At 33.2% G+C, this 25,142-nt stretch carries 23 protein-coding genes; 7 read left to right on the top strand and 16 right to left on the bottom strand.

What is annotated here, in order from left to right; genetic code table 11:
• Nucleotides 1-156 precede the first annotated feature (156 nt).
• From KQI83_RS12080 to dnaA, 16 genes are all read right to left on the bottom strand, one after another.
• Entirely contained in the window at nucleotides 157-435 is a 279-nt protein-coding gene (locus tag KQI83_RS12080) for a hypothetical protein (RefSeq protein ID WP_216558359.1), read from the bottom strand.
• Nucleotides 410-640, bottom strand: coding sequence for a helix-turn-helix domain-containing protein (locus tag KQI83_RS12075; protein WP_216558357.1), 231 nt, complete (start codon nucleotides 638-640; stop codon nucleotides 410-412). Before KQI83_RS12075 ends, KQI83_RS12080 begins: the two co-directional genes overlap by 26 nt.
• Before the next feature lie 23 nt (nucleotides 641-663).
• The gene (locus KQI83_RS12070) at nucleotides 664-1,143 is read right to left on the bottom strand and encodes a DUF2975 domain-containing protein (protein ID WP_216558355.1); all 480 of its coding nucleotides are present in this window, start codon (nucleotides 1,141-1,143) and stop codon (nucleotides 664-666) included.
• A 147-nt stretch (nucleotides 1,144-1,290) separates the two neighbouring features.
• A complete protein-coding gene (locus tag KQI83_RS12065; protein WP_216558352.1) occupies nucleotides 1,291-1,974 on the bottom strand; it encodes a FlxA-like family protein in 684 nt (227 codons plus the stop codon).
• Nucleotides 1,975-2,088: 114 nt separating this feature from the next.
• Nucleotides 2,089-3,468 carry an ATP-binding protein gene (locus KQI83_RS12060; protein WP_216558350.1) on the bottom strand — a complete coding sequence of 460 codons (1,380 nt, stop codon included), beginning with the start codon at nucleotides 3,466-3,468 and terminating at the stop codon, nucleotides 2,089-2,091.
• A 6-nt stretch (nucleotides 3,469-3,474) separates the two neighbouring features.
• Nucleotides 3,475-4,188: a LytR/AlgR family response regulator transcription factor gene (locus KQI83_RS12055; RefSeq protein WP_216558348.1), complete on the bottom strand. Its 714-nt coding sequence runs from the start codon at nucleotides 4,186-4,188 to the stop codon at nucleotides 3,475-3,477.
• A gap of 229 nt (nucleotides 4,189-4,417) precedes the next feature.
• Nucleotides 4,418-5,371, bottom strand: coding sequence for a putative ABC transporter permease (locus KQI83_RS12050; RefSeq protein ID WP_216558346.1), 954 nt, complete (start codon nucleotides 5,369-5,371; stop codon nucleotides 4,418-4,420).
• A 167-nt stretch (nucleotides 5,372-5,538) separates the two neighbouring features.
• On the bottom strand, nucleotides 5,539-5,805 hold the full coding sequence (locus tag KQI83_RS12045; protein ID WP_216558344.1) for a hypothetical protein: 267 nt from the start codon (nucleotides 5,803-5,805) through the stop codon (nucleotides 5,539-5,541).
• A gap of 56 nt (nucleotides 5,806-5,861) precedes the next feature.
• On the bottom strand, nucleotides 5,862-7,472 hold the full coding sequence (locus tag KQI83_RS12040) for a hypothetical protein (protein WP_216558342.1): 1,611 nt from the start codon (nucleotides 7,470-7,472) through the stop codon (nucleotides 5,862-5,864).
• A 90-nt stretch (nucleotides 7,473-7,562) separates the two neighbouring features.
• Nucleotides 7,563-9,116, bottom strand: coding sequence for an ATP-binding cassette domain-containing protein (locus KQI83_RS12035; RefSeq protein WP_216558340.1), 1,554 nt, complete (start codon nucleotides 9,114-9,116; stop codon nucleotides 7,563-7,565).
• Nucleotides 9,117-9,730: 614 nt separating this feature from the next.
• Nucleotides 9,731-12,349: a DNA gyrase subunit A gene (gyrA, locus tag KQI83_RS12030; protein WP_216558338.1), complete on the bottom strand. Its 2,619-nt coding sequence runs from the start codon at nucleotides 12,347-12,349 to the stop codon at nucleotides 9,731-9,733.
• Between the two features lie 40 nt (nucleotides 12,350-12,389).
• Nucleotides 12,390-14,324, bottom strand: a complete 1,935-nt coding sequence (gyrB, locus tag KQI83_RS12025) for a DNA topoisomerase (ATP-hydrolyzing) subunit B (protein ID WP_216558335.1) — start codon at nucleotides 14,322-14,324, stop codon at nucleotides 12,390-12,392.
• A gap of 14 nt (nucleotides 14,325-14,338) precedes the next feature.
• Nucleotides 14,339-15,430 (bottom strand): DNA replication/repair protein RecF, encoded by a 1,092-nt coding sequence (recF, locus tag KQI83_RS12020; RefSeq protein WP_216558332.1) that lies wholly within the window; start codon nucleotides 15,428-15,430, stop codon nucleotides 14,339-14,341.
• Nucleotides 15,427-15,636, bottom strand: coding sequence for an RNA-binding S4 domain-containing protein (locus tag KQI83_RS12015; protein WP_075717641.1), 210 nt, complete (start codon nucleotides 15,634-15,636; stop codon nucleotides 15,427-15,429). The genes recF and KQI83_RS12015 overlap by 4 nt, the downstream gene beginning before the upstream one ends.
• 18 nt (nucleotides 15,637-15,654) lie before the next feature.
• Entirely contained in the window at nucleotides 15,655-16,767 is a 1,113-nt protein-coding gene (gene dnaN / locus KQI83_RS12010) for a DNA polymerase III subunit beta (RefSeq protein WP_216558330.1), read from the bottom strand.
• A gap of 298 nt (nucleotides 16,768-17,065) precedes the next feature.
• Nucleotides 17,066-18,415 (bottom strand): chromosomal replication initiator protein DnaA, encoded by a 1,350-nt coding sequence (gene dnaA, locus KQI83_RS12005; RefSeq protein WP_216558328.1) that lies wholly within the window; start codon nucleotides 18,413-18,415, stop codon nucleotides 17,066-17,068.
• A gap of 531 nt (nucleotides 18,416-18,946) precedes the next feature.
• On the opposite strand from dnaA, the gene rpmH reads away from it, so the two are divergent.
• From rpmH to mnmG, 7 genes are all read left to right on the top strand, one after another.
• Nucleotides 18,947-19,081, top strand: a complete 135-nt coding sequence (gene rpmH, locus KQI83_RS12000; protein ID WP_075717635.1) for a 50S ribosomal protein L34 — start codon at nucleotides 18,947-18,949, stop codon at nucleotides 19,079-19,081.
• Between the two features lie 70 nt (nucleotides 19,082-19,151).
• Nucleotides 19,152-19,493, top strand: coding sequence for a ribonuclease P protein component (gene rnpA / locus KQI83_RS11995; RefSeq protein ID WP_216558325.1), 342 nt, complete (start codon nucleotides 19,152-19,154; stop codon nucleotides 19,491-19,493).
• A 40-nt stretch (nucleotides 19,494-19,533) separates the two neighbouring features.
• Nucleotides 19,534-19,743 (top strand): membrane protein insertion efficiency factor YidD, encoded by a 210-nt coding sequence (gene yidD / locus KQI83_RS11990; RefSeq protein ID WP_075717631.1) that lies wholly within the window; start codon nucleotides 19,534-19,536, stop codon nucleotides 19,741-19,743.
• Nucleotides 19,744-19,760: 17 nt separating this feature from the next.
• A complete protein-coding gene (locus tag KQI83_RS11985) occupies nucleotides 19,761-21,026 on the top strand; it encodes a YidC/Oxa1 family membrane protein insertase (RefSeq protein ID WP_253295602.1) in 1,266 nt (421 codons plus the stop codon).
• 11 nt (nucleotides 21,027-21,037) lie between these two features.
• The gene (jag, locus tag KQI83_RS11980; RefSeq protein WP_216558322.1) at nucleotides 21,038-21,661 is read left to right on the top strand and encodes an RNA-binding cell elongation regulator Jag/EloR; all 624 of its coding nucleotides are present in this window, start codon (nucleotides 21,038-21,040) and stop codon (nucleotides 21,659-21,661) included.
• Nucleotides 21,662-21,771: 110 nt separating this feature from the next.
• Nucleotides 21,772-23,163, top strand: a complete 1,392-nt coding sequence (mnmE, locus tag KQI83_RS11975; RefSeq protein WP_216558319.1) for a tRNA uridine-5-carboxymethylaminomethyl(34) synthesis GTPase MnmE — start codon at nucleotides 21,772-21,774, stop codon at nucleotides 23,161-23,163.
• Between the two features lie 74 nt (nucleotides 23,164-23,237).
• Nucleotides 23,238-25,130, top strand: coding sequence for a tRNA uridine-5-carboxymethylaminomethyl(34) synthesis enzyme MnmG (gene mnmG / locus KQI83_RS11970; RefSeq protein WP_216558316.1), 1,893 nt, complete (start codon nucleotides 23,238-23,240; stop codon nucleotides 25,128-25,130).
• Nucleotides 25,131-25,142 lie beyond the last annotated feature (12 nt).

Here is a 25,142-nt window from a genome sequence, read left to right as displayed (position 1 = left end):
ATATTTGTACATTATTTTCCGCTCCGTAAATGGTATTTTTCTATTGAAAACTGCACGAAAAAAGATTTAAGTTCTGTTAAAACCGTGCACTTTATTATACCATCTTTGAGCAGAAAATACAGTAAAATCAATAGTTTTAAGCTGATTTTCTTTTAATCAGCAGACACTAGTTAACATTGTGCTAATTCCTAATAGCACAATTGGTATCACATAATAAAGATTTTGTGTTTTCCATACAATCCCTGATTTTTTTAAGAATAATCCACAAAGGAACAGTGTTCCAACTATAATAAGTGGAAACGTCACGCTGGCATAGTTTTTATAAAAAGCTATGGTAAAACATACACTATAAATCAATGCTGCTACAAGAAAATATATTGTATTGTGTTCTAACACGGGATTTTCTAGTTTACATTTCTGTTCCATCGTCTCCATCATCATCTCTCCATTCTAAAATTTCTCCGGGCTGACAGTTCAATGCCTTACATATCTTGTTCAATGTATCTACTTTAATTGCTTTCGCTTTTCCATTTTTTAAAATTGAAATATTTGCCATCGTGATGCCTACTCGTTCTGATAATTCGGTTACACTCATTTTTCGTTTTGCTAACATTACGTCAATATTTATAATAATAGACATTTGCCTCACCTCTTTTTGTATTTTTAAATGGTAAATTCATTTTCTTTTTGAATCTCCGCTGCCTTGCGTACTAAATGTGATAAGGCTGCGGCAGCTACTGTGATTGCAATTCCCACAAACACTGCGATAAGAGATATTAAAAACATTCCCGGATGATTGATTCCAATTACCATAAATACTAAATTCACTACAAAAAAGTAAACACTGTCTAATGCTGCTAATATCGCTATATTTTTAAGGTATAGAGCATTTTCTATAGAAAAAGAATTGTCCTTTCCTATTTCTGTGGAAATTTTCCATCCGAAATACAGCACCCAGTAACATGGAATTGCTGAAATCAGTAAAACAATCAACCATGGCAGATACCATGACATATACTCTTCATTTATTTCTGTAAACTCTTTTCCCCACACTGGGATAAAATATAAGTAAACAATTGCTCCACAAATCACCATTCCTGCTATGATTCCTTTTAACCATCTACTTAAACTTTTTTGACTCATAATAAGCCTCCTTATTTTGCTTTTCTTTCCTTATTTATCCATAGAATACTACTACAATTCAAAAAAGTCAACACAAATTTATCGTTTTACAATAAATTTGTGTTGACTTTCGTTTTATTTTTATTCTATTTTAATTTATAATCTTTATTATAACTGAACAGAAACCATAGGCTGTGTTTGGTCTTTTATGGGTTTTCCATCATTGGTATATCCTTTTACTTCAGTCCCTTCTGATTCCTTTTTCTCTTTTTCTTTCTCTTGTACACTATTTTCTTCCTTCAATTCATGATTTGCTTCTCCAAGGGTTTCTGCCTGAGAGGTTGTTGCATTTGCTACTGCCTTTTCTGCTTTTGCAAGCTCTTTTTCCTTTCCCTCTGTAGAACCTCCTCTTCCCTGATCTATACGAATCTCTATTTCAAGAACAGCAGCCCTTCCCTCCATATGGGTTGCTACACTTTCTTGTACTTTTGCCTGATTCATTGCATTATCAGCCGAAATCATTGCTTTCATATTTTTATCTTTTTCTGATTTTTCACCTGATTTTTCTGTTAATTCATCCATAGAGGAATTCTTTTTTTGCTGTTCTTCTCTTCGCTGTTCTATCTGATGCTGACGCAATTCATTGTTTAACTCTGTTATTTGTTTTTGCAACTCCTGACGCTTTTTCATTTTTTCTTCTGCATCCATTTCATCATTGGATGAAAGCTCTTGCAGCTTTTTTTGTACATTGCTGATTTCTTTTTGAATCCTTCTACTCTCAGCATCTTGGGTTTGCAACATTGTTGTTTTATCCTGCGCAGCCCCCTGGCTGATACCACTAATTCTCATCATATTTTTCCTCCTTGAATCTAAATTAAATTCCTTTTCACCGGATATTTCGGAATTCTTTCAATTAAAGGAAAGAAGTTTGTTGTAGAACGGCTCTTTTTTGTCGTGAAGTAACTTTTATTCTAACATCAACATAACTTTGAGGGTAACAAGTTGATCTTTTCGAGTAATATCCATATCTCCAAAATATTTTTGTGCTACTCTTCTTATATTTTCAAGACCAAATCCATGCTTATCCTTTTCTTCTTTGGTCGTTTTTGGTAAACCTGTTTTTTCATTTAACAAAAGTTCATTTAAAAAGGAATTTTTTACTTCTATCAGATAGGCATTTTTTTCACGATAGGAACTTATTTCAATATAAGGATTGTCCCTTACATTTACATTTTCCATTGCATTCGTAATGGCATTGTTCAGGATAACACTGATATCAAAAACGTTGATTTTAGTACTTTGAGGATAATGAAAGTTACAATGAAATGCTATCCCCTTTTCTTCTGCTTCTTTTTGCTTTTCTGTTAAAATTATATCTGTTATGGGATTTCCTGTTTTTATTTCTGGGGTTATTTTATCTAACTCCTGCTTTAGCTGTGTCATATAGGCTTTTGCTTCCTGATATTCTCTTTTTTCATAGAGATTTTGCAGAATCATGATGTGATTTCCCATATCATGTCTAATTCCTCGTATTTCCTGATACAGCTTTTCCACTTTTTCTACATGGGCTTTTATCTCTTCTATCTGATTTTGCAACATGTGATTTTGTCGTTCTTCTCTTTGCGTACTTTTGATTCCCTGAAACAGAAAAATTAACACCAAAATTGCGCCAAAATATATGGCATAGGTAATAAAACAAAGTAAATTGTACCCGCCATAGATATTATAAATACTTTTTTTCGTATCTGTTTCATAAATCTGATTGTAATATTTTAACATCAGATACCCCATAATACCTGATAAGGATGGAATAAATAGGAGCATCAATTCTTTCCTAGTCATTCCCTCTTCCTTGTATATATAAACCTTTTGAATCAGCCATACTGCGAAAAACAGTAACAAAAAACTAAAGAGAAACGAAAATAATAACTGTGTGATAAATACCAGAAACCATATGTGCCAATCATTATTCTCTTTTATACCTTTTTTTATTATCTGGTAGCATTCTATTTCTACACAGCCTTCCATAGAAAATGAAAGCCAGCGCAAGGAAAAGAATGTTATTGCCAAAAACATCTTTTGCTCCACTTTTTCTCGTTCTATCCAGTACATTACCAGAAACCCGGACAAAGTTCCGATTCCGTATACCACAAAATTACTTATAGGGATTGGAATATAATACAACAACAACATTACAGCAAAATATACGAATCCTACCAGCCAGACATTTCTTTTCTTTCCCATAAACTGCTTTGCCAGATAATAATAGCAATAGGCAGTAATTACTATGGTTCCTATGATAAATATATTATTTGCCAAAGCATAATAAAATGCTACGTTTTTCATACCACACTATATTCCTTTCCGCTTACTTTCATTGTATTTAAGATACCTTTTTACAAACTCCGGATAGTTTTGCTTTGCCATAATTGCGGTACCCCTCTCCAGATAAATAGTAGTGGCATTGTACTTTTCTACATATTTGAAATGAATTAAATAGGCTCTATGAGAGCGAAAAAATGCTTTTCCTACTTGCTTTTCTAATTCTGACATTTTCCCATAATACTCTAAATCCCCATCTGTTTTATGTAATATAATTTTTCGATTAAATACTTCTGCGTAAATAATATCTTTTATCCACACTTTTGTGCTAGTTCCTCTGGTTTTTACCCAAATACAACTTTCTGATGCCTGAATATCTACATTATTTTCTTCATATTGTTTTATTGCTCTTTTTATAACTTCTCTAAACTTTTCTTCACTGAATGGTTTTACCAGATAATGAAAAGCACCTACATCAAATGCTTCAAATACATATTCTTCTATGGCTGTGACAAAAATAAGAATCATCTTTTCTGACTTTTTGCGTAACTCCCTTGCTATTTCCATTCCGTTTTTTTGGGGCATCTGAATATCTAAAAATAAAATATCCGGCGGATTTTCTGCTAAAAGCAGTTGTTCGCCGGATGAATAAGATACGGTTTCTCCATTTGGATTGTACTGTTTTATTTTTTCCTCTAAGATTTTCCGTACAGATTCCTCATCATCACATATTGCAATCTGCATTTTTCCACTTCCTTATTCTTTTTCTCTCTATTATATCGAAAAAATGCCCTATTACTATATGTAAATGTCGTGAAATGACTATTTTTTGTTGTAAAACTATAAGTTCTTAGCTAAGTCACAGATAATCTCAATACATTTTTCGTAACCAATATCGCTACTATTAAGACAAATTGTATAGTTTCCTGCTTCGCTCCATTTTCCCCATTTTTATCCCTCAAATACTTCTATTTTATTTTTCTCTTTTTTCTTCTCTTTTTTCTTCAAAATATCTTTTTAATCTGTTAAAGGATTCTTCATGTCCCTTTGCTCTCATTGCCGGGAATGCTTTCATCAAACGTCTTTCACCACTATTTCGTTTTTCTAAGGCTTCTTTATACTTCGCCTGAAGCTGCAATAATTCTTCCTTTTTTCCACTGAATGCAGACTTTACATTTCCAAAACTTTCGGTAAGTTCGTCTTTTTTATCTGTAATACTGCTCTTTATACTGGTGAGATTCTCCACAAGTTCCTCGTGATTTTCAGAAAACTCTGTACTTTTAACTTCCATCGTTTCCTTAAAATCTTCACTTTTTTCTAATACGGTGGTAACACCTTCATAGATATTTTCACCTATTTCATTGGAAACGACCTTTATCTTAGCTCCAAGTTCGTCTATCATCTTCAAATGCTCATTAAACTTGAGAATAGTGCTTACTGTAATTACTAAGTCTACTGCAAATACAATACATAAGATTACCAAAATAATAGTTCCTGGAAGTTTTGGCACTGCTTTAAGAACTGCATAAATAGTTGGATGAATCACATCCATAATCAAAACACAGGCAATTCCCCACAGGATAGAAAATTTTAAGCACACATATCCACAAATGTTGAAAGGTTGTTTAGAATAATCCCACCATTGGTTGTGGAATAGCTTTTCCAATAAAAATCCTGTAATAAATTCAATGATTGATGTAAGTAAAATAGAACCGACAAATAGTATTAAAAAATTGTATTTTAAAGGTGTCAATATCACTATTACAACTAATACACCACAGCCGTAGACCGGACACACCGGACCATTTAGAAATCCACGGTTTACAAACTTACCTGTTTCTAAGGCTGCATATGCTACCTCTGTACACCACCCTAAAAATGCATAAATTACAAATATCCAAGCTACTTCATAAAATGATACTGGCATGATAAAACTCCTCCTTTGGTACATTTATTATGATTATAGAGGAGTTAAAAATATTTTGCAATTACTATTTTTTCTATTCAATCTCTTTTTCTTTTAAATTATATGTAACATATCTAAAACTGTATTTTCACTTTATTTCTACATATAATTTATTACTTCCCTTTTATTCAAGAACATAACTTCTTTGCTTTTGCATAATCTTTTTTTCTCACATAAATTACATAATAATATTTTATTTTTTCTTCTGTATATGAATATGGAAGTTTTGCTCTTGCTGCCATATCTGAATGAATTATATCTAACAAAATATTAGAATTTCTCTTTGTATTCAAATTATATTTAATCTCATTAGCCTCTAACTTTTCTCTTATATTGGCAATCTCTTCTGAAGATATATCTACCAAAAGTTTCTTTCGATTAAAAAATGTTATCATTAGCAAGACCTCACTTTTTTCTGTACTTTTTAGTTTATAGAGTTTAATTGGAATCATTAAATATTCTTTTCTGATACATTACTTAAAAAATCAGAATATAGTTCTTCATAGCTTTTTCCAAAAATTTTTTCTAATTCTTCGTACTCAGATGTTGCCTGAACTACTGTATCAATTCCATAATTTTCTACCAAATACTTTACAAAAACATATGCCTCCGGATACGAAAGACTATTTCCTCTTTTACTTTCTAGCTTTGATTGAACTCCCTCTTCTCTTATATCTGCAATTGGTGTATCTACTATATAAATTCCAGATTTTAATTCTGGATTAAGAGTAGCTACCACTCCCCATGCTTCGTAGATTAATATTTCATCAACCTCTTCCTCACTCAATGGTAAATTTAAATACTTTAGGTAATAATCAATTACCTTCTTTTCAAATACACTTTCTGAATCAGTATCTGTTTCTCTTAAATCATATGTAAGATATCTAAAAATTCCACCTTGACTAATAGATTTTCCATATTTATTTTCTATCTGCAATCCGTAGTAATCCGCAATTCCTTCTGCAATCCACCTTTTATTTTCTATTGAAGATGGTGGAACAAATACATGAACCATTTCATGCCAAATACTATTTGCCGCTCTAAGTTGAATTACATTTCCATCTGTACTGCTAGTTCCATCCGCTGTCTCCAATAAATTTACCTGTTTTTCCTTTTTTAGTATCTCTTGAATTTGTTTTGTTTCTAATAAATTATCTTCTTGAAGTTTTTCTAATAATCCCTGATACCCTTTCAATGTTTTCATCCAAAATGTTAACATATCATCTGCATTTTGAAGCCAATCTGTAATCTGAAAATTATAATTCCAATTATCTACATTTAAAATTAATGGGTACTGTTGCGAACTTTTAAATTGTATATTATTTAAAAATTCTGTTTCTTCATCATTCCACGGATATTTTTCATCTATCCCGATGGATTTCATCCACTGACTTCGGTATTCCCTACTATTTCCATTATTTAAATATTCCTCTATTCCTTTTTCCTTTATAATACATTGTGTCAATAAATCAGCTGTTGTATTTGCTACTTTTCTTGTATCTTCATCTGCAAATTCTTCTATAAAATAAGCTGGAAACATAGATAATGTATTGATATGTTCTGAATTACTATAGTATTTTTTTAGCTCATCTATATCCAATGTTTTACTTTTATTTTCAAATATAAAATCTCTCAATCCTATACATTGCCACATATCAGTCACATTCAAAGTTTCTTTTACAAGATACTTTCTAAAATCCTCTGTTTCCAAATCAGACGTCGTACAGTAGATTTCATTTTCTGTGCAATAAACCTTTCCTACAATTGTTTTTGATACAATATATACTGTCACTGGATTTTCTTTCTGTCCCGTAACTTTTATCACTTTATCATAATCTTCTTTTATTTGTTGGAACACTTTGTCTGCATTTTTTTCTTCATAAACTTCTTCTGCGATATGTACTGTCAGGTTTCCTTCTGTCTTACACATAGTATCAAAGGTCGCGTTGTATGACTCAGAGCGTGGATGATTGCTTTCTGTGAATGCAGTAGTATTTTGATCACAACTCGAAAAAATAAGTAATTGCGAAATTATTAAAAGTATTGTTACTGCTCTTTTCATAATCTTTCTCCCTTTTGCCATAATAAAATTTCTTTATTATCCTCTGTTTCCACTTTTTTTCTTCACATTCTCTTTTTTATAATTTATACTTTAACAATTAATCATTTTATTTACTAATCCATTTGGTAATTTATCATGTGTTATCAAAATAGTTATTCTTTTACATCTTTCAGCTGCAATCAAGGAATAAATTTCATTTGAAACCTTTACATCGATATTGCTACATACTTCATCTAATATCAAAACATCTGGATTTGAGATTAATGCTCTGGCAATTGCAATTTTCTGCTTTTCTCCCCCAGATAAGTTAGCCCCATTTTCCAATATTACATCATCAAGTTTTTTATCAGCATAAATGCTTTTCATAAATTCCAAAGACAATAATTCACTATCACTAACAACATCTCGCTTTTTTCCAAATAGAAGATTTTCTCTTAAAGAACCTTTGATAATAGGTATGTTTTGTGATACATATTCAATTCTATCCCTTATTGACTTGTTAGAAATTTTTTCTAGTTCAAATCCATTAATTTTAACTCCTTTCATTTCTCTAAATTTTATAATTCCTTTTGCAAATGAACTTTTCCCACAACCGCTTGGTCCACACACCTGCAAAATATCCCCCTTTTCCAACTCAGTTTTTCCCTTGAAAGGAATAGACTTATTCTTGATAATTAAATTTGATATATCAACATCTATAGAACTTATATTGTCTACACTTTCAAAACCGGATATATCTGAATTTTCCTCTAACTTATGAAACAAATCTTTTGCTATATTATAATCTCTTTTACTTATGTTTGTATTTACAATCGTATTTACACTGGAAAAATACATGGGAACTGCGATTGTAGATATCATTAATAAATATGGTGTAATTTCACCACAATAAAATAAATATACCATTATTAACATTACTATATTTTGAATGATACTTGAAATTCCTGAAATAGCTGTTGACATAGATTGAGCATATTCATTGACCCGTGCCATACTTCTATAGATTTTTGCAACAGATACGGACATTTTTTCCAAAAGAGGAGTATAATCAGACAATTGCTTCATATAATCCGGTTGCTGTATATCAGACATTATCTCCTGAAAACCTTCTCCCGTCATTTTTTGCATTATTTGGGACTTTTTAGACAATTGATTGTTTAGTATTTTAAATCCCAGATAGTCAATTGGTATTACAAGTAACAACATAATTGCAAGCCATATATTTGCATTTGCTGTAAGAATAATACAGCCTGCTGCAACTAAAATTGATGACCACATATGGATAAATGCATCCGTCATATATGTATATATGCCATTTACTGAATTTACTATTTTTTCTAATAAATTTGATGGTCCTTCCTCTATCAAATAATCATATTTTGTATTTAACAGCAATTCAATATACTTTTTAAAATTATGTTCATTATATTTTTGAGCAAACCTTTCACGATATACAATCAGTATGATATTAAGTATATTTGCCAATACCATTAACCCTATTACAAACGCTAACCCTTTTGCCGACAAAGTCTCTCCTTTTTTATTCCAAATCTCTATACATAGCGGTCCTGATAATGAAATTAATCCTGTGGCAATAACAACTATTATCATTGCAATAAAAAAGTATCTGTATTCTTTCTTCATATCTCTGATATCCTTTTCCTTAATTTTTTTGAAATTGGTTGATCTGGAATTATTCTTTTATTTTATATTATTTTTAAGAAAAAGTTTATACCAAAACCGGATTTTTTTATTTTTCAGTTTTTATATAAACTTTTACTTTTAAATCTGCTACTATTTTTATCATTATTTACTATTAAAAATAATACATGTTTTATATCTATATTTATATTACTACTTATCCAATGTTTCAAAACTCTACTGTACTTTTTTTAATTCCAATATACATCTTCAAGAAATTTGAGGCTACAATAATCTTCATAAAAAAATTTCTTTGTTGTAATTACGTTTATAATAATTTTCCAACACTTTCACATTTGATTCTACCTTTATTAATTTCATCAACTGATAAGCCTGTTGATAATAATATTAACATGCTTCTTTATCTCCGGTTTTCCCTTCCTGTGTATATGTCTTTTGAATAACTTCGCATATTCTAATTTTTAATATATCATACTTTTTATTATATTAACATGACATTTATGGAACATTTTTGATTGCTTTTTCACACAAAAACAAACCGCACTGTGCTTTATCCACAATGCGGTTTATTTTTCCACTTTATTTTATTTTTAACTCTATTCTTCTTCCTCAGAATCCCCTTCTGCTCTTTCTAATAATTCCTGCATCAGTTCATCATCTGTTTCTGTTACCTGACCGGAAGCTCTTTTTGCTGCCTCGGCTGCAGCCGCTGCACTCATTTTTTCTTCTTCCTCGGTAACTAATTCTGACTCATCTGTTTCTTCCATAAGAGATTTGTCTTCTCGTACTTTTGCAATACTTGCAACCGTAACGTCATCAGAAAGGTTCATCAGTTTAACTCCAGAGGTTACACGTCCCAGAACGGAAATTCCCTCTACCTTCATACGGATAATGATTCCTTCTGTGGTAATCATCATGATTTCATTATCCATATTTACTGCCTTTACTCCGATGATATTTCCAGTCTTTTCGGTAATCTTATAACACTTCACACCCTTACCGCCACGGTTTTGTGGGCTGAATTCTTCCATCTTTGTAAGTTTTCCAAGACCTTTTTCAGAAGCAATCAACAAATATTCGCCCTGAGTATTCAACTGCATTCCAACTACTTCATCTTCATCTGCAAGATTCATACCTATAACCCCCATAGAGGTTCTTCCGGTACTTCTTACATCTGTTTCGTGGAAACGGATACACTGACCATACTTGGTAACCAATACAATATCCTTGGTATTATCGGTAAACTTAACTTCAATAAGTTCATCATCTTCACGAAGGTTAATAGCAGCAAGACCTTTCTTTCTTACATTTGCATAATCCGTTACAGGTGTTTTCTTTACAATACCATTCTTGGTTGCCATAAACAGGTAGTGGTCTTCTTTATATTCTTTTAACGGAATTACTGCCGTAATTTTTTCTCCCGGCTGAAGCTGAATTAAGTTAATAATTGCAGTACCTCTTGCGGTTCTGCTTGCTTCCGGTATTTCATATGCTTTCATACGATATACTTTTCCGGTATTGGTAAAGAACATCAGATAATGATGTGTGGTTGTCATCAAAAGTTCTTCAATGTAATCATCATCAATGGTTTCCATTCCCTTGATTCCTTTACCACCACGGTTCTGGCTATGGAAATTATCAATACTCATACGTTTGATATATCCAAGCTTTGTCATAGCAATAACCGTATTGCTTCTTGGAATTAAATCTTCCATGGAAATATCATATTCGTCAAATCCAATGGAAGTTCTTCTATCATCTCCGTATTTTTCTGCAATTATCATAATCTCTTCTTTGATTACGCCAAGAAGTTTCTTTTCATCTGCAAGAATTGCCTTTAATTCTTCGATTCTTGCCATTAACTCTTTGTACTCTGCCTCTAACTTACCACGTTCCAAACCGGTAAGTGTTCTAAGACGCATATCTACAATTGCCTGCGCCTGCGCATCAGATAATGCAAATCGCTCCATCAAACGTGCTTTTGCTAACTGTACATTTTCACTGCTGCGGATAATGCTGATAACTTCGTCGATATTATCAAGAGCAATTAATAATCCCTGCAAAATATGAGCACGTTCTTCTGCTTTGTTCAACTCATATTTTGTTCTTCTGGTAACAACTTCTTCCTGATGTTTCAGGTAATATCCAAGCATTTCATTTAAGTTCATGACTCTTGGTTGATTGTCTACCAGTGCCAACATAATAACACCAAAGGTATCCTGTAATTGTGTATGCTTGTAAAGCTGATTCAATACAACATTTGGATTTACATCACGACGCAATTCAATACAAATACGCATACCTTCACGGCTGGATTCATCTCGAAGATCTGTAATTCCATCGATTTTTTTATCTCTTACCATTTCAGCAATTTTTTCAATTAATCTTGCCTTATTTACCATGTACGGAAGTTCTGTAACTACAATACGATTCTTTCCGTTTTGCATTGGTTCAATATCGGTAATTGCACGAACCTTTACCTTACCTCTACCGGTACGATATGCCTGATCAATTCCGGCAGTTCCTAAAATCATACCTCCGGTTGGGAAATCTGGTCCTTTTACAATTTTTAGGATTTCTTCAATATCAGTTTCTCTATCTTCTTCAATTCGATTGTCAATAATTTTTACTACTGCACCGATAACTTCGCGTAAGTTATGCGGTGGAATATTGGTTGCCATACCTACGGCAATACCGGTAGTTCCGTTTACCAAAAGGTTTGGGTAACGGGATGGAAGTACCACTGGCTCTTTTTCTGTTTCATCAAAGTTTGGTGTAAAGTCAACGGTATCTTTATTGATATCAGCTAACATTTCCATGGAAATCTTACTTAAACGAGCTTCTGTATAACGCATCGCAGCAGCTCCGTCACCATCTACGGAACCAAAATTTCCATGACCGTCTACTAACATATATCTGGTAGACCATTCCTGTGCCATATTTACTAAGGCACCATAAATAGAACTATCACCATGAGGGTGATATTTACCCATGGTATCACCAACGATACGGGCACACTTACGATGTGGCTTGTCCGGTCCGTTGTTCAACTCTATCATTGCATAGAGAATTCTACGCTGTACTGGTTTTAAACCATCTCTTACATCTGGTAATGCACGAGATGCAATAACACTCATGGCATAATCTATATAAGATTTTTCCATTGTTTTTTTCAAATCAACGTCATCAATCTTATCGAATATTCTGTCATCCATTTATTATATCCTCCTGTGACTGATGTCTAGTAATTCAATCCTAGATATCAAGATTCTGTACATATTTTGCATTTGTTTCGATAAATTCACGTCTTGGTTCTACTTTATCTCCCATCAGGGTAGTAAAGGTCAAATCAATTTCGGAAGAGGTTTCTTCATCTATGGTGACTCTCTCTAAAACTCTGGTTTCCGGATCCATGGTAGTTTCCCACAACTGTTCCGGGTCCATCTCACCAAGACCTTTGTAACGCTGAATCTTGTTATTTCCATCACGACCAATTTCCGTTAAAATTTTATTTAACTCAATTTCGTCATATGCATACCACACTTTTTTATTTTTTTCAATCTTGAATAGTGGTGGCTTTGCCAAATATACATGTCCCTGGCGAATTAACTCCGGCATGAAACGATATAAGAAAGTAAGCATTAATGTACTAATATGTGCACCATCCACATCGGCATCGGTCATAATAATAATTTTATGATATCTTAATTTTGAAATATCAAAATCATCATGAATTCCGGTACCAAATGCTGTAATCATTGCTTTGATTTCAGCATTTCCATAAATTTTATCTAATCTTGCTTTTTCTACATTCAAAATTTTACCACGCAATGGAAGAATTGCCTGTGTTGCACGACTTCTTGCGGTCTTTGCAGAACCACCCGCAGAATCTCCTTCGACGATAAAAATCTCACAATTCTTAGGGTCCTTGTCAGAACAATCTGCTAACTTACCCGGAAGTGACATTCCTTCTAATGCAGTTTTTCTTCTGGTTAAATCCCTTGCTTTTCTTGCTGCTTCTCTAGCTCGCTGTGCAAGTAATGACTTTTCACAAATAGACTTTGCTACTACCGGATTCTGTTCCAAGAAGTAGGTAAGCTGCTCACTTACTACACTATCAACGGCTCCTCGCGCTTCACTATTTCCCAGTTTTTGCTTCGTCTGTCCTTCAAACTGTGGCTCAGAAATTTTAACACTAATAATTGCAGTTAACCCTTCACGGATATCGTCTCCGGAAAGTGCTGTTTCATTTTCTTTTAAAATCTTATTTGACTTAGCATATTCATTAAATGTTTTTGTTAATGCATTACGGAATCCTGCTAAATGTGTACCACCTTCCGGGGTTGTAATATTATTTACAAAACTGTAAGTAGAATCACTATAAGAGTCATTATGCTGCATTGCCACTTCTACATATACTCCGTTTTTTTCACCTTCACAATAAATAACATCCGGATAAAGAGCTTCTTTACTGCGGTTTAAATAAGTGACAAATTCTTTAATTCCGCCTTCGTAATGGAATTCTTCTTCATGCTCCATTCCACTTCTTTCGTCAACCAAGCGAATTTTTAATCCTTTTGTCAGGAATGCCATCTCTCTTAAACGCTGTTTTAATGTATCATAATCATATACTGTTTCTTCAAAGATACTTCCATCCGGTGAGAAAGTTACCTGAGTTCCACTTTTTTCTGGATCACATTCACCAACCACCTTTAACGGATACATGGTATTTCCTCTTTCGTAACGCTGCTGATATACTTTTCCTTCATGGAAAATTTGAACTTCCAACCAATTTGATAATGCATTTACGACAGACGCACCTACACCGTGAAGTCCTCCTGATACCTTGTATCCTCCACCGCCGAATTTTCCTCCTGCGTGTAATACGGTAAATACAACTTCTACAGCCGGGAGTCCTGCCTTGTGGTTAATTCCTACCGGAATACCACGACCATCATCAATAACTGTAATCGAATTATCTTCATGAATTTGAACTTCTATGGTATCACAATAACCAGCTAATGCTTCATCTACTGCATTATCTACAATTTCGTATACCAAATGATGCAATCCACGCACAGATGTACTTCCAATATACATACCAGGTCTTTTGCGCACTGCTTCCAGACCTTCCAGAATCTGTATCTGATCCGCTCCGTACTCCGCATTTGTATTTGTATCTGTACTCATATTTCCTCCAATTCTTAGAGACTATTTTTTGCCTCTACCGTTCCATTCACTACTTTAAAAATTTTATTTATTTCAAATCTGTTTCTTACAAATTCATCCAATCCGGTACATGTAATAATTGTTTGTATATCATGGATACTATTTAACAAAAAGTTTTGCCTGTTACTATCTAACTCAGATAACACATCATCCAATATAAGAATCGGTGTTTCCTTGATAGATTTTTTAACCAGTTCTATTTCAGAAAGCTTTAAAGATAATGCACAGCTTCGCTGCTGTCCCTGGGAACCATACTTTCTTACATCAATTTCCTGTATCATAAAACAAAGGTCATCTCGATGCGGTCCTACGGAAGTCTGTCCAAATCGCAAGTCTTTTTCTTTACATTTTTCCAACTGGGCTTCCATGTTTTCTGCTATTACATCCGGTTCGTACTTTAATACCAGTTCTTCTTTGTCTCCAGATATTTTCTTATGTATCTCATAAACAATTGCATTTAATTCTTCTACAAACTCTTTTCTGGTCTGTATAATTTTTTTGCCATATTCCACAAGCTGCATATCCCATACTGCAAGAGTATCTAAAAGCTCCGGCTTAAAATTAATATCTTTTAGTAAACGATTTCTTTGATTCAATATCTTGTTGTACTTTGTCAGATTATAAAGATAGATTTTATCTAACTGACAAAGCTCTACATCCAGAAATCTTCTTCGTTCCGAAGGACCGTTCTTGATAATGTTTAAGTCCTCTGGTGAAAAAAAGACAATATTTAAAATTCCAAACAATTCGGAAGCTTTTTTGATAGGAATTCGATTAATAGCAATGCCCTTTGACTTATTCTTCTTCAGATGCATATCAATCTGATAATCCAAACCACCTTTTTCTACCACAGTTCGAATATGAGATTCTTCTTGTCCAAACTGAATCAATTCCCGATCTTTGCTTCCCTTGTGGGATTTGGTAGTTCCACTAACGTAAATTGATTCTAAAACATTGGTTTTTCCCTGAGCGTTGTCACCATACAGAATATTGGTACCTTTATCAAATTCCATGTACAAATCGTCATAATTGCGAAAATGACTTAACGCAACGGATTTTAAAATCATTTTATAATTTTAATTGTTTCGCCATCAAATGAAACAATATCTCCGTCTACTAATTTTTTACCTCGTTGATATTCTACTTCACCGTTAACAGTTACCTGTCCGTCTTGAATTACCAATTTAGCCATAACACCAGAGTCTACCAAATTTGCAGCCTTTAAGGCTTGTCCCAATTTGATATAATCTTCTCTTAATTTTATTTCTTCCATGATTGATTTTACCTCGAATTAGTTTGTAGCTGCGTTAAAGTTGACAGGAAGAATTAAGTATATAAACTTCTCTTCATCATCTTTGATAAAACATGGAGCTTTTGGGTTTACCATGTAAAGAGTAACCTCTTCTTCATCAATAACACGAAGTGCATCAATAAAGAACTTTGGATTAAATCCAATTAAAATGTCTTTTCCCTCTTTCTGGATATCAATGTCTTCATTCATAGAACCAATAAAGGAATTAATTTTTAATTCCATATTTCCATCTGTAACATTCATGATGATAGGCTTTTTGTCACCTTCTTTTACCAAAAGTGTTGCACGGTCAATACAGTTTAATAATTCACGTTTGTTAATTTTTATCTTTGTTTCATAGTCAGAAGAAAGCATCTGTTCAATTTTGAAATATTCACCTTCAATCAAACGAGAAACAACCGTTGTATCATCAAATTCAAATACGATGTGATTATCTGTGAAGAACATATTTACATTTTCATTTGCATCACCAGGCAAAATTTTACTTACTTCCTGTAATGTTTTTCCTGGAACAACAACTTTGTGGTTTTCATAATTTTCTTTTAATTCAATATTACGAATAGAAATACGATGTCCGTCCAAAGAAACAACTTTTAATTCATTTTCTTTGATTTCAAACAATTCACCTGTCATTAATTTGTTATTGTCAGTATCTGCAATAGAGAAAATTGTTTGACGTATAACTTCTTTCAAAGTGAATTGAGAAAGTACAACAGGTTCATTTCTTTCAATGTATGGTAGATAGGAAAAATCATCTCCTGATTTTCCAATAATATTGAATTTTGCTTTTTCACAGGTAATGATAGTTTTAAAAGATGCATCTGTTTCTATGGTGACTTCATTATCAGGAAGTTTTCTTACAATCTCAGAAAAGATTTTTGCATCCAATGCAATCACTCCACGTTCAGCAATTTCTCCTTCTATTTTTGTTTCTATTCCCAATTCCATATCATTAGCAGTTAATTTTATTTCATTGGTAGAAGCGTCAATTAAAATACATTCTAAAATAGCCATAGTGGTTCTAGAAGGTACTGCCTTAGAGACAATATTTACGCCGTGTAATAAATTAGATTTGGAACATATGATTTTCATGCTTGTGTATAACTCCTTCCTGGGCTTAAAGATATATTTATAATTAAAGATTCGTATTCTTCATCTTAAGGGATGTTAATAAGTGTATAAGTGTTTCAAACCCTTATGTTTAGGGACTTGAGCTTAAGGTATAATTCTGTGAATTCCTCCTTGAAATCGACTGGATAAGCTGTGAATAATTAAAACCGCTTTTATTTCAAAAAAATCTTAAAAATGGATTTTAGGGCATAAATAAGAGCTTATCAAGGTATTTCAACATAGAGTGTGAATAACTTGTCCACAATTGTTGAAGTAAGAATTAATTCGGGTTAATCTTCTTCTTAATAGTTTCAATTAGGTTATGAGAAGTTTCATTTGTCTCATATTCGCCTGTAATCTTCTTAATACCATGAATAATAGTAGAATGATCACGTCCTCCAAGCAATGCACCAATGGTTTCTAGTGGAGTATCGGTCATATTTTTACATAAATACATGGCAATTTGTCTAGGTCGTGCAATTTCATTACTACGATTCTTAGAAATCATCTGATCAGTAGAAATGTTAAAATGTTCAGCAACAATCTCAATTACAAGTTGCGGAGTAATCTCTCTAGGCTTGTCCGGAGAAATAATGTTTTGTAATTCCCGCACAGCTATTTCCATTGTAATGTCAGTATGCTCTAAGTTAGAAAAAGCCAGAAGTTTATTTAAAGCTCCTTCCAGTTCACGGATATTGGACTTAATGTTTGTTGCAATGTAATCCAATATTTGATCATCCAAATGAAAGCCATCAACTTCTTCTTTTCTACGAAGAATGGCCATTCGTGTTTCATAATCAGGATAACCAACATCCGCTAAAAGTCCCCATTCGAAACGGGAACGAATACGTTCTTCTAAGGTTTCCATTTCTTTTGGTGGTTTATCGGAAGAAAGAATAATCTGCTTTCCGGCAGAATGAAGTACGTTAAATGTATGGAAAAATTCTTCCTGTGTACTTTCCTTTCCTATAATAAACTGAACATCGTCAATCATTAATACATCTACAGTACGATATTTATCACGAAGTTTCGTCATTGCGGATGCATTACCATTACGAATAGAATCAATTACTTCATTTGTAAATTCTTCAGAAGTAACATAAAGAACTTTTTTTTCAGGTTGCTGTTTCAAAATGAAATGTCCAATGGATTGCATCAAGTGGGTTTTTCCTAATCCCGGTCCACCATAAATATAGAGGGGATTGTATACCTGACCCGGACACTCAGCAACTGCAAGGGATGCCGCATGGGCAAACTTGTTATTTTCACCAACCACGAAAGTATCAAAGGTATAGTTTGGATTCAGGTTGGTTTTATCTGTATTTGGAATGAATTCAGGACTCTTACTCCGAAAAGACTTCATAGATTTGGTCTGTTCAGGAAGAATAAATTCAATCTCATATTCAATTCCAGTAATCTCAGCTACTGCTACCTTAATAGGAAGGGTATATCTCTTTGAAATATAATTCACACCAATTTGTTCTGAAGGTACCAGTATGTAGAGTTTCATATCTTCAATACTGTAAACGCTTAATGGTTTTAAGAAAGTATCGAAAGCAATATCGGAAATTTCATATTCTTCTTTGACAGTTCGTAAAATCTCATCCCATTTTTCTAAAATAAGTTCCATATAATTCTCCAAGCTTCTTTCTATTTATATATTCATAGTCTTCCACACTCTATAATACCGCAAATCGCTTAAATAATCAATTACAAAATTAGATGGGTATAGGGGATTGATAAAAAAATGAAAATATGTTTATTTTATCAAGAAATGTATTATAAACATATCTACAGTAGAAAAAACATTGATTTTATAATAAAAAAATCAACAATCGATTTCTGTATAAACAGAATATCAAAAAGTTTTCCACAAGTTATCCACAAAATATGGATAACTTTATGTAAACGCTAAAAATGTGCATAAATTGTGGATGGGATGAGTTTCTTCCTTATTAATAATAAAGCATGTTAATTTTGTGGAAAAGTATAAAAATCAGAAAAATGCGGAAAAACTAGATGTTGATAAAAAGAATTTCCTATTAATATATATAGTGGCGGATTCTTAAAAAAAGAAAAAAGTTGCGAAATAGCTTGACTTAAGGGGATTTTTTGTTATAATCAAAAGTGATGTTTTTTAACGTAGAGGAGGTGGATACCCGTGAAAATGACATTTCAACCAAAAAAGAGATCAAGATCCAAGGTTCATGGATTTAGAGCTAGAATGAGTACAGCAGGCGGAAGAAAAGTATTGGCTGCAAGAAGATTAAAAGGAAGAAAAAAATTATCAGCTTAGGCCACAACTTTGTGGTCTTTCTTCTTACTGGTATAAATTTTTTATATCAGAGGAATGAGGAAAGTTTTGTATGAAATTCTCAGAATCGTTGAAGAAAAATAGTTATTTCCAGAATGTTTACAAAAATGGAAAATCGTATGCAAATCGTTTTTTGGTTATGTATGTTATGGAAAATCATCTGGAAAGAAATAGGCTAGGAATATCGGTTAGTAAAAAAGTAGGAAATAGTGTTATAAGACATCATATTACAAGATTAGTAAGAGAAGCATACCGACTACAGGAAGAGAGGTTCAATAGTGGTTTGGACATCGTAGTCATCGCAAGGGTTTCAGCAAAGAATATAACTTATCATGAAACTGAGAGTGCTTTGTTGCACCTTGGGAATCTTCACCATATCTTAAGAAAACAATAGCAAATTTATTTTAGAAAATTAGAAAAGAAGATGGAATATTTTGAAAAGAATATTAATCGCAATTATAAAGTTTTATAGAAAATATTTGTCACCTTTAAAAACGACAAAATGCCCGTACTATCCAACCTGTTCCACTTATGGATTACAGGCAATAGAAAAGTATGGTGCAGTAAAAGGTTCTATGTTAGCCGGGTGGAGAATATTAAGATGTAATCCCTTTTCAAAAGGCGGATATGATCCAGTTCCATAATGTAGGAGGTTTTTAATTTGACACAGATTATTTTGACCCAGTATTCTGGTAAGATTATCGGGCCTATTGCAAAATTAATTGGTTATATTATGAATTATCTATATATGTTTCTGGACAAGGTGTTTGGAATTCAGAATATAGGTATTTGTATTATTTTATTTACATTTATTATTTATATGTGTATGATTCCGCTGACTTATAAGCAGCAGAAGTTTTCAAAGTTATCCCAAAAGATGCAACCAGAGATAAAAGAGATTCAGAAAAAATATCAGGGCAAGAAGGATCAGTCTTCTATGATGAAGATGAATGAAGAAACCCAGGCAGTTTACGAAAAATACGGTGTTTCTCCAACAGGTAGCTGTGTTCAGATGTTAATTCAGATGCCTATTCTTTTGGCAATGTACCGTGTAGTATATAATGTTCCAGCTTATGTAAGCAGTGTAAAAGAAGTATATATTCCATTAGTAGATAAAATTACAAGTGTATCCGGATTCCAGGATATCATTACAAAGTTTGTATCAGATGTTAAAGTTCGTCCGATGTATGGTTTGAATTTTGATACAGCAACATCTACCAGCAACTCAATTATTGATGTGCTTTATGCACTTCCAAGTCATGGTTGGGATATGTTAAAGGAAAGTTTTTCAGGATTATCTGATGTAATTAGCTCAACAGCATCACAGGTTTCTCATTTAAATAACTTTTTAGGAATCAATATTGCAAATACTCCATTCTCTATGTTAAAGAATGGATGGAGCGAAAAAGATTTTATTTTAATTATTGCAGCTTTAGCAGTTCCGCTTATTTCTTATTTAACACAGGTAATTAACATTAAGTTAATGCCAACAGCAGCCAATGCAAACGGCGATAATGATGCAATGGCAAGACAGATGAAAACGATGAATATGATGATGCCATTGTTCTCATTGTTTATGTGTTTCAGTGTTCCGGTTGGTCTTGGTATTTACTGGATAGCAGGTTCAGTAATTCGTTGTATCCAGCAGTTAATTATCAATAAGCGTATGGAAAACCTTGATCTTGATGATATTATTGAAAAGAACAAGGAAAAAGCTAGAAAGAAAAAAGAAAAAAGAGGTGTTTATCAGAATCAGATTGCTAATGCAGCTAAGATGAACACTAGAAATATCAAAGAGCCAATGAGTGAAAGAGAAAAAGACGAAAAGATTCGTCAGACAGAAGAATATGCAAAGAAGGCGAAAACAGGAAGTCTTTTGGAAAAAGCAAACATGGTAAAAGAATTCAATGAACGTAACAATAAGTAGGGGGAATGGTCATGGAATTTATAGAAGTAACAGCTAAGACTGTTGACGATGCAATTACAGAAAGTTTAGTACAGCTTGGAACAACAAGCGATAAAATTGAATATGAAGTAATTGAAAAGGGAAGCAATGGTTTCCTTGGAATTGGAAGTAAAATGGCAAAAATCAGAGTTTGTAAGAAATCTGATGTAGAAGATTATGTACGCGATTTCTTAGAAGATGTATTTCATGCAATGGACATGAAGGTAGAAATCATGATTACAAAAAGCGAAGATGGAAAAAATGTAGATGTAGAATTAAAAGGTGATGAAATGGGCGTTTTAATTGGAAAACGTGGTCAAACACTGGATTCTCTTCAATATTTAACCAATCTTGCAGTTGGAAAACAAGTAAATGAATATGTTAAAGTAAAATTGGATACAGAGGATTATCGTAAGAGAAGAAAAGAGACATTAGAAAATCTTGCAAGAAATATCGCTTACAAGGTAAAAAGAACAAAACGTCCGGTTTCTTTAGAGCCAATGAATCCATTTGAAAGAAGAGTAATTCATTCTGCTTTACAAAATGATCGTTATGTAAGTACACACAGTGAGGGAGACGAACCTTACAGACATGTGGTAGTTACCTTGAAAAGATAATTATATTAATTTATGAAAGGCTTTCTCAAACTATGACACTTATGTTATAATGGGAAAGCCTTATTATGTGCGCAAGGAAAATATAGGTTTAGATATAGAAGGGAGCTCTTATGAAGACAGATACCATTGCAGCGATTGCAACTGCTATGACAAATTCAGGAATAGGAATTGTACGAATTAGTGGTGAAGAAGCATTTTCAGTTATAGATAAAATATATCGTTCTAAAAATGGAAAAAAGAAGTTATCACAAGAAGAAAGCCATACAGTACATTATGGCTATATTTGTGATGGAGAAAAGATTATTGATGAAGTAATGGTAGTAATTATGAGAGCACCTCGAAGTTATACTACGGAAGATACGATTGAGATTGATTGTCATGGTGGAACCTTGGTAATGAAACGTATATTGGAGACGGTAATCAAGTATGGCGCACGTCCGGCAGAACCGGGAGAATTTACAAAGAGAGCATTTTTAAATGGAAGAATTGATTTGTCACAGGCAGAATCAGTGATAGATGTGATTAATGCAAAAAATGATTTTGCATTGGAATCTTCTATCAGTCAGTTACAGGGAAAGGTAAAGGAAAAGATAAAGGAGATTCGAGGAAAAGTAATTCATGAAATTGCTTTTATAGAATCCGCATTGGATGATCCGGAACATTTTTCTATTGATGGGTATGGAGAAAAGTTATCTAAAATTATAGAGGGCATTTCTAAGGAGATAGAAATATTGTTAGCGTCATCTGAAAATGGAGAGCTGTTAAAAGAAGGAATTAACACTGTAATTATCGGAAAACCAAACGCCGGAAAGTCTTCTTTAATGAATGTTTTATTAGGAAGGGAACGGGCAATTGTAACAGATATTGCAGGTACCACCCGAGATGCACTGGAAGAACAAATCAACTTAAATGGAATTACATTAAATATTGTTGATACTGCCGGAATCCGAGATACTGAGGATATTGTGGAAAAAATCGGTGTAGATAAGGCAAAGGAATATTTGAAGAGTGCAAATTTAATTATTTATGTAGTAGATTCTTCAACGGAATTAGATCAAAATGATGAAGAGATTATTTCCATGCTTTCTGATAAAAAAGCAATTATTCTTCTAAATAAATCAGATTTATCACAAGTTACTTCACAAGAAGTTGTAGAAAAGGTATTAGAAGAAAACAATATGGAAAAGCCTGTAATTTTAATTTCAGCCAAAGAACAAACCGGAATTGATAAGTTAGAAAATACCATAAAGGAAATGTTTTTCCAAGGAGAGCTTTCCTTTAATGATGAAATATATATTACAAACGTAAGACAAAAAGCTGCATTGCAATCTGCAATGAAAAGTTTTCAACTGGTACAGCAAAGTATTGAAAATGAAATGCCGGAGGATTTTTATTCCATTGATTTAATGAGTGCTTATGAAGAATTAGGTAGCATTATAGGAGAAGCAGTGGGAGAGGACTTAGTAAACGAAATCTTTAGTAAGTTTTGTATGGGAAAATAATATTTACCTATTTATAAAAAAAGAAGCGGTAATTTAATGCAAATAGAAACTTGAAATAGAAAGAAGGATAAAAAATGCCTTGCATAGAGGAAAATTATGATGTAGTTGTAGTAGGAGCAGGACATGCTGGATGTGAAGCAGCACTTGCTTGTGCAAGACTTGGATTGGAAACCATTGTATTTACAGTAAGTGTAGAGAGTATCGCATTGATGCCATGTAATCCAAATATTGGAGGAAGTTCTAAGGGACATTTGGTAAGAGAAATTGATGCACTTGGCGGAGAAATGGGAAAGAATATTGATAAAACATTTATTCAGTCAAAGATGTTGAATGTTTCTAAAGGACCAGCAGTACATTCGCTTCGTGCGCAAGCAGATAAGGCAGAGTATAGTAGAGCTATGCGTATGACAATGGAGAATACAGAACATTTAACGATTCGCCAAGCCGAGGTCTGTAAGTTAATTGTAGAAGATGGTGTTATAAAAGGAGTAAAAAATTTTTCAGGCGCTACTTATTATAGTAAAGCAGTGGTATTATGTACCGGTACATATCTGAAAGCAAGATGTTTATACGGTGAAGTTATTAATTATACGGGACCAAATGGTTTGCAGCCGGCAAATCATCTTACAGATTCTTTAAAAGAAAATGGTGTAGAAATATTCCGCTTCAAGACTGGAACTCCGGCAAGAATAGATAAACGTTCCATTGATTTTTCAAAAATGCAGGAACAAAAGGGAGACGAAAGAGTTGTTCCGTTTTCCTTTACTACTAATCCTGAAGATGTTCAAATCAAACAGGAATCTTGTTGGTTAACTTATACTAATTTAAAGACACATGAGATTATTAAAAATAATTTAGATCGTTCCCCTATTTATGCCGGCATTATTGAAGGAACAGGTCCGAGATATTGTCCTTCTATCGAAGATAAAGTTGTAAAATTTGCGGATAAGGAAAGACATCAGGTATTTATTGAACCAGAAGGAAAATATACCAATGAAATGTATATTGGAGGAATGTCCAGTTCACTTCCGGAAGATGTTCAATATGAAATGTATCGTACTGTGCCAGGATTGGAACATGCAAAAATTGTAAAAAATGCATATGCCATTGAATATGACTGTATTAATCCAAGACAATTAAATCCTACACTGGAGTTTAAGAAAATCAAAGGGTTATTTTCCGGAGGACAGTTTAATGGTAGCTCGGGTTATGAAGAGGCTGCCAGTCAGGGGTTAGTGGCAGGAATTAATGCAGCAATGTCAGTATTGGGAAAAGAACCATTGGTATTGGATCGTTCAGAATCCTATATTGGTGTATTGATAGACGACTTAGTTACAAAAGAAAATAAAGAACCTTACCGCATGATGACTTCAAGAGCGGAATATCGCTTACTTTTACGTCAGGATAATGCAGATTTACGTCTTTCAAAAAAGGGATATGCAATTGGTTTGATAAGTCAGGAACGTTATGACTGGGTTGTGGAAAAAGAAAGATTAATTCAAGAAGAAGTGGAAAGAGTAGAGCATGTAAATATTGGTGCGAATGCGAAAACGCAAAAAGTACTAGAAGAACATGGAAGCACACCGTTAAAAAATGGTACTACTTTAGCAGAATTAATTCGAAGACCGGAATTGAATTATGAGGATTTGGCAGAAATCGATCCGCAGCGTCCGCAACTTGCTTATGATGTAGTGGAGCAGGTAAATATTCATATTAAATATGATGGATACATCAAACGACAGATGAAGCAGGTAAAGGAATTTAAGAAGTTGGAAAATAAGAAGCTTCCAGAACACTTTGATTATGAACAGGTAAAGAGTCTTCGTATTGAGGCAAAACAGAAATTGAATTTGTATCAACCGGTAAGTGTAGGTCAGGCTTCCAGAATTTCCGGAGTGTCACCGGCGGATATATCTGTACTGTTAGTATATTTAGAACAAATGCATCATCAAAAGAAAGAAAAATAATACAGGATTTGT

Source organism: Roseburia sp. MSJ-14, from assembly GCF_018918225.1.
Lineage (GTDB): Bacteria > Bacillota > Clostridia > Lachnospirales > Lachnospiraceae > Petralouisia.
The sequence above is the reverse complement of the archived record's forward strand: the minus strand, read 5'-3'. Positions and strand labels throughout refer to the sequence as shown.